We start from the raw sequence: 11350 nt of genomic DNA, 5'->3' as shown, positions 1-11350 counted from the left end.
AGCAGTGTCCATAAAGGTAGCCATTGTAAGTTTAGAATTAAGGTAGTGAATAGTTGTTTTCAACCGGGGAGGTACTATACTGAACAAAAAAACGTGCTTAAGCATTAAACTTGTTCGTTCCCATCCTTCAGCAAACGAGTGAGGAAGAAACAAGTACCATCCCAGATCCTGCTCTTCTATTTCCTGCCAATCGGTAAAAAGCCAGACATGGAATAAAATTTTCTGGCCTATACTGAGCACAGCGGACACCAGCCCAACCTGTATGATATAACAATAAGCCAACCTTGTATTACAATTGACACGATTTTTCCGTCGCAACAAAAAGTAGTAAGCACCTATAAAGACCGGAACGATGCTCGAGATAGTTACCCCAATTGCGTATACGCTCACTCCTACCCAGTGGCTTAACGTCGATTGATTGCGAAGTGCCACAATAAGCAATAGTGTAAGCCCTACCGATGAAAAAATAAATGTGTCAGGGACTATGGAAAAAACTGCGTGAGTACTTGTTAGACCCACAATAAGTGTGTACAGCGTAGATCTTGCTAATGGGATCTGTAATAAATCAAAGAAGAGGAAAAAGAATAAGTAAACTCCTATACTTCCGGTTACAGCATTAATAATACAGGATGATACTTCCGGGTCATGGGTAATGGTATTTAAGCTGCTTCCAATAGGGTTAAAGAACAGAACGAACAAAGGATGAAATCGTACCCGATCGTAGATATGTCTTTCTTTTGCTACTCGCTTGGCAAATGTTTCGGAATCTGCCTGGAAGTAGAGATCATTTTCGTGGTATCCGGTGCCGCGTTCTTTTGGTGAAGAAAGTAGGGCCAAAGACACTGATGCATAAAAAATTAAGAATAGTCCAAAAAGTATTAGCTTAATTAGTAAAGCTAGTCGTCCCGTTTTCTTAACCAAACTCATTAGGTAAAGTTAATGTAAAGCCACCCTCGTGGTGATAATATCGTATTACAATACTGTGGCAAAAATAGTGCGTAAAGCTACCTTCTATTCAAGGTTTTTTAATCATGATCAGTTAGATTCACTGTCCTATTAAATTGGCTTCAAAAATAGTCAGTCGTACGACCGCTTCTGGGAGGGAAGAGAAATTTGGGGTAGCGCTGTAAACTACAGTCGGGGAACGGGGATCGTTAACGAGGTGCTATTTCTTAGCTGCTATTAGATACTTTTATTGGCTTAGAAGAATGTGGTACATATCATACGCCAGCCATCCTGTTGCTACGCCCATTGACAATACAAAGATCAGTAGTCCTAGCTGATAAAGCCGAGCGTACTTTCGGACAACTGGTGACTGTTCCAACGAGAAAAACACTAGAACTAATAAGAAAACTAACCATCCGCAGGAAAAAAGCATAAAATCATCCCCATAAACGGTGTGAAGAGCCAGATTAAAAAGTATTGCTCCCAAGGAAACTTTCACTAATCGGTGACGGTACAACCGCAGGCGAAACAGGTAGAAAGTGGCTATACCTAACAGCGTAATCCACAGGAAAATGGCCACCCAAGAAGCTACCGGAAAATCCCACCAAGCAGTGTCCATAAAGGTAGCCATTGTAAGTTTAGAATTAAGGTAGTGAATAGTTGTTTTCAACCGGGGAGGTACTATACTGAACAAAAAAACGTGCTTGAGCATTAAGTTCGTTCGTTCCCATCCTTCAGCAAACGAGTGAGGAAGAAACAAGTACCATCCCAAATCTTCCTTTACTATAATATGCCTATCAGTAAAAAGCCAAACATTATATAATATCTTTTGGGCTACACTTAGCACCGCTGATACCAGTACAAACTGCCCCAGATAACGATAAATTAGGTTACGGTTGATTTTTGAGCTATTATTTCGTTGCAACAGAAAGTAATAGGCCGCTATGAACGCCGATGCAACATTGGTAATAGTTATCCCGGTTAAGTACACCGAAACCCCCAACCAAGCTCCCAATGACGATGCGTAACGTAGCGCTATAATTAATAGTAGGATTAAGCCTACCGATGAAAATATAAACGTATCAGGAACTACCGAGAAAACAAAGTGAGTGGCAGTTAGTCCGCCAATGAGAGTATATAAAGTCGATCTTGCTAGAGGTATTCCTAGCGCATCGTGAAAAAGAACGAAGAATAAGAAGATGCCAACACTTCCGGCAATAGCATTAAGAACACAAGCCGTTACTTCAGGATTTTGTGTAACCACGTTCATTCCCCTTCCAATAGGGTTAAAAAACAATACGAAGAGTGGATGGAAACGTACCCGTTGGTAGTTATGTCGATTTTTGGCTACTCGTTTGGCGAGATACTCCGAGTCAGCCTGGAAATAAAGGTCGTTTTCGTGATACCCGGTGCCGCGTTCTTTAGGTGAAGAAAGTAAGGCTAATGACACTGAAGTGTATAAAACCAGAAAAAAACCCGTGAGAATCAACTTTGTGATTAGGGCGAACCGTTCTGTATTTGGATCAAGACTCATTTGGTAAGTTTGAAAAGTATAGTAAGAAGATTACCTTGACAAAGGTAGATTTATACTACGATTCTAATGCATAGATAGTATTAAAACTCAGCAGTTATATAATTTTTTGAGTTCTTAGCCGCTACCTTTATCTTCACTCGTTTTATTCTACTAACCTAATTATTGCTATGTACGTAAGACGAAATATTCGATGGAGCCTGATTTGGAAATTTGCCTGGAAAAACGTTCTCTTTTTCATCATTTGGGCAATCATAGTTACAGTAGCTTACGCTATTTTTCTTCAACAAGGCATCGATATCAGCATTCCGTTTTTGCCACTTAGTACTATTGGTATTGCCGTAGCATTTTACATTGGCTTCAAAAATAGCCAGTCGTACGACCGCTTCTGGGAAGGAAGAAAAATCTGGGGTGGCATTGTCAATTACAGTCGTACTTGGGCCAATCAAGTATTAAGCTATCTGCCCAATTCAGAGGTTAACTCTACTAGTTCATCTCTGCACACCGAACTAGTTTACCGTCATTTAGCTTGGATCAATGCGTTGCGCATCCAACTTCGCCGTACCACCATGCTGGATCGGAATAATCTCAGCTACGTACCTGATTTGAAGTTGAATAACGATCGGGAATGTCAAGAATATATCCGAATATTTCTGTCTGACGACGAATACACTGAAGTATTGCAGCAGGCAAATACGGCTACTCACTTGGTGAAAAATCAGGGTAAAGCATTGCGGGCCTTAGTAAAGGAGAATGAGTTAGACTCCTATCGGCAGGTGAACATGATGCAAACGCTAGAGGAACTTTATAATTTACAAGGAAAATGTGAACGGATTAAAAATACGCCATTTCCCCGCCAATACGCCTTTTTTAGTACTGTTTTCGTTTGGATTTTTATCGTACTGCTTCCTTTTGGCTTAGTTAGTGAATTTGGGGAAATGAGTAATAATTCAGTGATATGGCTCACTGTTCCGTTTTCAGTGCTGATCTCTTGGATTTTTGTTACGATCGAAACCGTAGGTGATAATAGTGAAGATCCTTTTGAAAACTATATTAACGATGTACCCATGACCGCGCTATGTCGCACCATTGAAATTGACCTAAGACAACTACTAAATGAAACGGATCTTCCCGCTAAGATTGAACCTGTAAACGATATTTTGCTCTAATAGGGCTGATTATGGTTTTAACCTAAAGCTCTTAGATGATTGATTGTTTAATGACAAAGCTCATTAGGCAATAATAAAAGTTATTACTAAGACAATCAGATAGCGGTGAATTCAAATTAAAATAAAATCTACTACTAAGTGATTCATTGAAAAAATTACTAAACAGATACCGTAGATTGTAGTTATCAATAGTGTAGAATCATTTTTTAATTATAACCTATTTTTTACTATGGACACTAAACATGTTATTAAAGAATTGAATGATCTGGTTGAAAAGAACCACGATGCTGTTGATGGCTTTCAGAATGCTGCCGAAAAGGTAAAAGACCATGATCTGAAGAACTTTCTGATGGAGCACGTTCACCAGCGCAACCAATTTAATTCCGAACTGCGTCAGGAAATCACCTCTCTGGGGGGCACTCCAAAGGAGACGAAAGAAGGTTCAGCCAGCTTACACCAAACCTGGATGGATATTAAATCTGCTCTGAGTAGCAATAAAGAGGAAGCGGTACTGGAAGAATGCATTCGCGGTGATAAGAATGCACTGAAGGAATACCAGGATGTATTGCAGGAAACTGAAGTTCCCGACAACGTAAAAACTACGGTTCGTAAGCAAATGGAGAAGATTGAAACTTCGCTACAAGAATTAGTGCGATTAGAAGAGCGTTACGACTAGTATATTTCGTAATTTGCTAATACATGCCCTTGTCTTTCGAGCCGAGGGCTTTTTTTATGCCTTATATAATTTCCAGCACCTCCCACTTCTGCTGCTGAAAAGAGACCACCTCCCCCACTTCACAGTTTAGCAGTGCTTGCCCGATGGGCGATTTGAGAGATACGCAAAAAGCAGTTAAATCATCTACCTTAACTTGCCCTAAGCCTACGGCGAAGTAAAATAGCCCCTGACTGGTTTTTACCAAACTGCCCGGCTGCACTTTTTTACAAACTTGATTGGGTAGCGAAATCAGTAGATTATACAGCCGTTCAGCCTCGGCCAACTGCTTATATAATCGTTCCTGCTCCAAATGAAGCATGGCTCGCCCGGTTTCGTACTTATCACCTACCGAGCTTTTAGTTTCATCCGAAACGGCTGATTTATATCCCTGTAATTCGGTTTGTAAACCCGAAATTTGTTCCGTCAACTGATTTTTGCAGCTTTCAAAAATCTGTTTCTTCAAATCTAAATCCATAATGGCTAAACAACTTATGTTATTGACTGCAAATTAAGGAGATGTATCTCTGGATACGTAGATGAACGCATCTTCGCAGCACCATAGAGTATTATCTTCGGAATTGTGCCGATCTCCGGCGGCACCTACGTATACCCTATCGTTTTGGTCAACGTATACATCGTGAAGACGGTGTTTAAATGGCACGTCCATTAAATTAGTCAATAATCCGTCTGACCGCAGTAAACTTGAGGGGTTCACTGTATCGATGTTTACATTTAACACAGTTTTGTAAATGATACCTTGTGAAGTAGTATCGGTACCCATTATTTTAATGTATTGGGTTGCATAGTCATCCAGGTAGGAGTGCCAGATTTGACCAGTATCCAGCGAATAGTGTTGCGCTAATGCTGCTGATTTATTACCTAATGAATCCGTTGTGGTAGCATGTAGCGCAAATAATGTGTCATTAGCCATAAGCAAACCTACTATACTTCCTCGGAAATCACGAGACATTTGCCAAGTCCTTCCACCGTCTTGAGTAAAGTAACTTTTTGTCCAGGTTGTTACTGTAAGTATCTGGTCAATATCGCCAAATACAGCCAAAGCTCCTCGTTCATCAGGAATGGTTAACTTGATCCAGTCTTCGTAGATTTCCGGGCCATCAATTATCTCCTTTTCTTCACAACCTAGGCTAATCATGGCAATCAGTACGATGGGAAAGAATCTGTTATGGATTGCGCTAGACAAGTAAAAAATCATAACTATTTCTTTTCCATGAAAATAAGAAAAATCGCCTACTTTTCCGCAATTGGATGCTCCTAAATATCGTTGTATTTTAGCCCCCCACCAAATTTTACTACAACCTCCTTTTTATGAGACTGCTACTCACCGCCTGCTACTTTCTAGCTCAAATTAGTTTTGCCCAAACTTCCGATCAACCTAACGTTTTACTAATTATTACCGACGATCAGGGCTACGGTGATTTGGGATTTACCGGAAACCCGCATATCAAGACACCGGTGCTGGATCAATTTGCTGAAGAGAGTATCCGCCTTACCAACTTCTACGTTTCCCCGGTTTGCGCCCCTACCCGCTCTAGCCTGATGACCGGTCGTTATTCGCTACGTACCGGAGTGCACGATACCTACAACGGCGGAGCTACCATGGCCTCATCGGAAGTAACCATTGCTGAGATGCTCCAACAAGCCGATTATCGTACCGGGATTTTCGGTAAGTGGCACCTGGGAGATAACTACCCCAGTCGGCCCATCGATCAGGGATTTGATGAGTCGGTGATTCACCTAGCGGGGGGTATGGGACAAGTGGGGGATTTCACCAATTACTTTCAGAAGGACAGCAGTTACTTTGATCCGGTGCTGTGGCACAATGGTGAGCAGCGGTCTTACCAAGGCTACTGTTCCGATATATTTGCTGAACAAGCCATTGAGTTTATCCAAAACAATCAGTCTAGCCCATTTTTTTGCTACCTGTCGTTCAACGCTCCCCACACCCCGCTACAAGTTCCGGACAAATACTATCAGATGTACCAAGACATTGACCCCGCCGCTGGATTTGATGAAGCGATGCCCTTCCCCGAAATGAGCGAAAAGGATAAAGAAGACGCTCGCAAGGTGTACGGAATGGTGACCAATATTGACGATAACCTGGGAAGAGTCTTCAGCACGTTGGATGAATTAGACATTACCGATAATACCATCGTCATTTTTATGACTGACAACGGCCCGCAGCAGTGGCGATACGTAGCCGGAATGCGCGGTCGTAAGGGTTCGGTATTCCGGGGCGGGGTAAGAGTTCCGTTATTTATGCGCTACCCCGCTCAGTTCCCCAAAAGCCGGAATATTGTAACCCCTACCGTCCATATGGATGTACTACCCACCTTGGCTGATCTTTGCGGTGCGCAACTTCCCATGAATCGTAAGATTGACGGAAAAAGCTGGCTTCCGTTATTGCGGGGTAATGAGGTTAGTTGGGCTGATCGCTCGCTGTTCTTTTATTGGACCCGCAAGTATCCCGAATTATATCAGAATATAGCGCTTCAGCAAGGTGACTACAAACTCGTGGGCCAGACTTCTTACGATGCTGAACTCACTAATTTTGAATTGTTCAACCTTACCAATGATCCCTACGAGCAGCAGAATTTAGTAACGGATGAACCCGAAGTCGCTACTGAGTTAAAGCAGCAGTTAGATCAGCATTTTTACGAGCTGATTCAATCCCCCAACTTAATTAACCCTCCGGCAGTAGTCATCAGTAGCAACTCCGAAAACCCTATCTATCTAAACCGAAATGACGCGAGTGGTGAGCGGGCCATTTGGGCCCAAGAAGATGTTTTTGGCAAGTGGCGGGTAGAAGTTGCTCGGGAAGGCCACTACGATCTGCACTTTCGCTTCCTGAATCCGGTAGACCCTGGAGGACAGATGATACTCGAAACAGAAACGCTCATTCAACGTATGGAAAACTCTGATGCTGCCACCGAAACTTTAGTGATGAAAAATGTGTACCTACCTCAAATGAAGGGCGACCTTATTCCGTTCTACGAAATCGACCGTCAGCAAACCTTTCCTTTTTGGGTAGAAATTAAACAAACTAAGTAGAAACCCTATTAGAAATCTTCCTACTTATTGTATTTTTGATCCCTACTTTGAATTAGTATAAACGCATTATGAGACAGCTTTTCCTAGCCTTCTACCTTTCTTTTCTATCATCTTCCCTACTAGCGCAGCAGGTTCCGATGAAATCAATTGCGTTGGATGACCTGTCGGCTTTTCAGGAGCAGGCGGGCAACTGGATGATCGTGGGTGCCGTAACAATAGACCCCAATATGGACATTCATCAACCTGAAGCCACCGCCGAAAAGGGCAAAAAGAAAAAGAAGAAATCAAGAAAATCGGATAACTCCACTGCGCAGCAAGGACCGGTTCGCTACGAATCCGGCACCGGTGTTTTGCTGAATATGAACGACGAAACTACCAAAGACCATCTGCTTACCACCTGGGAGCATGGTGATATTCTGCTCGAACTGGAAGTGATGATGCCGAAGGGTTCCAATTCCGGGGTCTATCTGCAAGGTCGCTATGAAATTCAACTGCTAGATAGCTGGGGCGTGAAGAACCCGCGCTACGGCGATATTGGTGGTATCTACCGCAACTGGGAAGAAGAGCCCGGAAAAATATACATGGGCAAAGCTCCACTGACCAACGCCGCCAAGGCACCGGGTTTGTGGCAATCAATGAAAATTGCCTTTCAGGCCCCTAAGTTTGATGCCAGTGGCAACAAAACTGCCAACGCTCGCTTCGTGTACGTAGATCTGAACGGTGAGCGTATTCACGAAAATGTGGAAGTGCCTTTACCGACCGGTGGCCCAGTAGAGAATAACGAAGTAGCTACAGGACCGATCATGATTCAGGGCGACCATGGCCCGGTAGCCTTCCGTAACTTCAAGTACCGTTTGATGGAAGAATCGGATGTATCTCTCAGCAATATTAGTTATAAAGTTTACGAAACAGCTTCCGCCCGAGTAGATTCATTAACCAGTACTCAACCGGCTCAGGAAGGTACGTTAAATCAGTTAACGACTGATCTGCCAGGGGTGGATGATGACTTTACGGTGATCTACGAAGGGACTATTAATACTTCCGAAGCTAAAGACTATCAATTTCAGTTGAACTACGGTGGGCGAGCAATGCTGGAAGTAGACGGTGAGACGAAGGTTGAACCTAACTCGTTTGACGGTCGGAATGCAAGCAACCAAATAACGCTCAGTTTACCCAAGGGTGAAACCCCGTTCCGACTTACTTATTTTAAAGAAACTCCTCAGTGGACTACCCGAGTAGGCCTCTTTAGTACCGACTCTTACCCACGTCCGCTACACAACCCCAACTCGTATCAGCCAGATATTCCGGAAACCGGTCCCATCTACGTAAAAGTTGCCGATGAACCCCGAATGCTACGGGCTTTTATGGATTACAAAGGTGATCAATCTCAGCGGTTAACCCACACTATTGGGGTAGGCGAACCCAGCGGAGCGCACTTTGTCTATAACCTGATAACCGGTACTCCGGTCTGTGTCTGGCGGGGCGAGTTTCTGAACGCCACTCCCATGTGGTACCGCCGGGGCGATGGCTCGTTCCGTCCCCGCGGAGCCGTGCAGTACCTTTTTCCCAGTACCTCGCTGGCTACTCTTTCCGATGCTAGTGCCCCCTTCCCTACTCAGCTAAACGAGGCGGGCGACTGGCAGAGCAATGGTTACCGGATTGACACTGAAACCAGCTTACCGGTATTTCTGTATCAGCACGACGGAAAAACGCTAGAAGATCATATTCGGGCCGATGACAGCGGCAAAATGCTCACCCGGACGCTTACGCTGACTGAAGGTGAAGCTACCGGCAGCACTTACGTGAAGCTGGCCGAGGGAGATGAAATTCAGTCCATGCCCGATGGAAGTTATGCCGTAGATCAGCAGTACTTCATTCGCTTGGCTTCGGACGGTTCGGCTACGGTTCGTACCGTTGATCAAAAGCAGGAACTGGTGGCCCCGCTGCTAAATTCTTCATTTGCTTATTCAATCATTTGGTAATATGCTATCTACTATGTCTTTCTATAAATATTGTTCAGTACTGATTATCGGCTTATTATTCTCTGGCTCATCTTTGCTCCGCGCACAAACCCCCGACGTGCCCACTGAAGAGGATTACTACCGGATTGTTACCATGCCTACTCCCGAAGATGTTTTGTTGGAAGTAGGTGGGCTTACTACCCTGCCCGACGGACGAATTGCTCTTTGCACCCGCCGGGGCGATGTTTTCATTATAGAAAACCCGAATATGTACGAAGGTACGCAACCCCGCTACACGCGCTTCGCCACCGGTTTACATGAACCGCTAGGGTTAACCTACCGGGATAACGCTTTGTATACCGTGCAACGAGGCGAGTTGACCAAGCTCACGGATACCAACGGAGACGATAGAGCCGATCGGTACGAAACCATTTATCAGTGGCCGCTTTCCGGGCACTACCACGAGTACTCCTACGGACCTAAGTTCCTGCCAGATGGTAGTATGATGGTGACCGGTAATGTGGCCTTTGGTAGTCAGGAATGGTGGCGGGGCGAAAGTCGGGTGCCGTGGCGGGGCTGGACCATGAAAATCACCCCCGACGGAGAAATGCAGCCCTGGGCTACCGGAATGCGCTCACCCTGTGGCTTGGGCATTGTAGATGGCGAGTTCTTCTACACCGAAAACCAGGGCGACTGGATGGGCTCCGGGGGAGTATGGCACATCACCGAAGGTAGCTTCTCGGGTCATCCGGCCGGACTCGCCTGGGCCGAAAAAGAAGAATCGCCGGTAGACTTGACCGAACAGGAATTTTACGCCCAAATTGATATACGCCAAGTAAAGCAGAACGGTCGCTTCGTAAAACCGGAGAACGTAACCGACGAAGAAGACCCCGACTTTCTTTATGAGGCTGGAAAAGAGTTTCCATCAGTAAAACTCCCCGCGGCTTGGCTGCCCCACGGAATACTAGGCATTTCTAATTCGGAGATTCTGGTAGATGAAAGTGAGGGTGAATTTGGCCCCTTTAGTGGTCAGCTATTGGTGGGTGATCAAGGGCAAAGTAAAATTATGCGGGTTTCGTTGGAAAAAGTGAATGGTGAGTACCAAGGAGTAGCCTTCGATTTCCGCTCGGGCTTTCAGTCGGGCGTGCTACGGATGACCTGGGGCGGCGATGGCTCATTGTACGTAGGCGAAACCAATCGAGGCTGGGGCTCCGCCGGAACCCAAAATGCCGGACTAGAACGACTAACCTGGACGGGCGAAACTCCCTTTGAGATGCAAACCGTTCGGGCTGAACCCGATGGTTTTACGATTCACTTTACGCAGCCAATAGACCGAAAGTCAGCCGAGAACCTGAACGCCTACACTGGACGGAGCTTTATTTACAAGTACCACGCGGTGTACGGTAGCCCCACGGTAAACGATGAGCCCCTGGCGGTAGCCGGAGTGAAAGTTTCGGAAGATGGTATGTCGGTTCGGGTGAAGGTGGATAATCTTCGGCAGTACTACATTCACGAAATCATAGCTTCGGGCATTAAGTCCGCTGAAAATGGTCATACGCTCCTGCACCCTACCGGATACTACACCCTCAACAATATTCCTGAGGGCGAAAAGTTACCGGACAACGAATGGGTTACTAATCGCGTTGAAGAAACTAATCGCCCCACCACTAAAGCCCCTCAGCGCACGCAAGCAGTCATCACCACCCCCGATGATCCGAACGCCAGTGCTGCTACGCCTACCTACGCCGATATTGAACCGCTATTAGTCAAGAACACCTGTACTGCCTGTCATCAGGCTGATCAACGACAGGTTGGTCCGGCCTTTAATGATGTGGCTAAGCGGAAATACAGCGATGAAAAGATCGTAGAGCTAATCTATAATCCGCAACCGCAAAACTGGCCGGACTATACCCCGATGGCTCCTATGCCGCAGGTTCCTGAAGAGGAAGCTATGCAG

The 11350-nt window shown here is 45.1% G+C and carries 9 protein-coding genes; 5 read left to right on the top strand and 4 right to left on the bottom strand.

The window, feature by feature from the left end; genetic code table 11:
- A partial coding sequence (locus WBA23_RS10610; RefSeq protein WP_424582253.1) for a DUF6080 domain-containing protein occupies positions 1-927 on the bottom strand: 927 nt, incomplete at its 3' end.
- A 265-nt stretch (positions 928-1192) separates the two neighbouring features.
- Positions 1193-2479, bottom strand: coding sequence for a hypothetical protein (locus WBA23_RS10605; protein WP_424582252.1), 1287 nt, complete (start codon positions 2477-2479; stop codon positions 1193-1195).
- A gap of 167 nt (positions 2480-2646) precedes the next feature.
- Here WBA23_RS10605 and WBA23_RS10600 point away from each other — a divergent pair, with 167 nt between their 5' ends.
- Together WBA23_RS10600 and WBA23_RS10595 are read left to right on the top strand one after the other, a co-directional pair.
- The gene (locus WBA23_RS10600) at positions 2647-3645 is read left to right on the top strand and encodes a bestrophin family protein (protein WP_424582251.1); all 999 of its coding nucleotides are present in this window, start codon (positions 2647-2649) and stop codon (positions 3643-3645) included.
- A 229-nt stretch (positions 3646-3874) separates the two neighbouring features.
- A complete protein-coding gene (locus tag WBA23_RS10595) occupies positions 3875-4321 on the top strand; it encodes a ferritin-like domain-containing protein (protein WP_424582250.1) in 447 nt (148 codons plus the stop codon).
- A 61-nt stretch (positions 4322-4382) separates the two neighbouring features.
- Here the strand turns inward: WBA23_RS10595 and WBA23_RS10590 are convergent, their stop codons facing one another.
- Together WBA23_RS10590 and WBA23_RS10585 are read right to left on the bottom strand one after the other, a co-directional pair.
- A complete protein-coding gene (locus WBA23_RS10590; RefSeq protein ID WP_424582249.1) occupies positions 4383-4823 on the bottom strand; it encodes a GreA/GreB family elongation factor in 441 nt (146 codons plus the stop codon).
- A 45-nt stretch (positions 4824-4868) separates the two neighbouring features.
- On the bottom strand, positions 4869-5516 hold the full coding sequence (locus WBA23_RS10585) for a hypothetical protein (protein WP_424582248.1): 648 nt from the start codon (positions 5514-5516) through the stop codon (positions 4869-4871).
- A 173-nt stretch (positions 5517-5689) separates the two neighbouring features.
- Here WBA23_RS10585 and WBA23_RS10580 point away from each other — a divergent pair, with 173 nt between their 5' ends.
- The 3 genes from WBA23_RS10580 to WBA23_RS10570 all read left to right on the top strand — a co-directional run.
- The gene (locus WBA23_RS10580; protein ID WP_424582247.1) at positions 5690-7432 is read left to right on the top strand and encodes an arylsulfatase; all 1743 of its coding nucleotides are present in this window, start codon (positions 5690-5692) and stop codon (positions 7430-7432) included.
- A 68-nt stretch (positions 7433-7500) separates the two neighbouring features.
- The gene (locus WBA23_RS10575) at positions 7501-9414 is read left to right on the top strand and encodes a 3-keto-disaccharide hydrolase (protein ID WP_424582246.1); all 1914 of its coding nucleotides are present in this window, start codon (positions 7501-7503) and stop codon (positions 9412-9414) included.
- Positions 9415-9427: 13 nt separating this feature from the next.
- Positions 9428-11350 (top strand): hypothetical protein (locus tag WBA23_RS10570; protein WP_424582245.1); only part of this gene is annotated, 1923 nt, incomplete at its 3' end.

Origin of the sequence: Tunicatimonas sp., assembly GCF_049647865.1 — a bacterium.
Taxonomy (GTDB): domain Bacteria; phylum Bacteroidota; class Bacteroidia; order Cytophagales; family Cyclobacteriaceae; genus Tunicatimonas.
The sequence above is the reverse complement of the archived record's forward strand: the minus strand, read 5'-3'. Positions and strand labels throughout refer to the sequence as shown.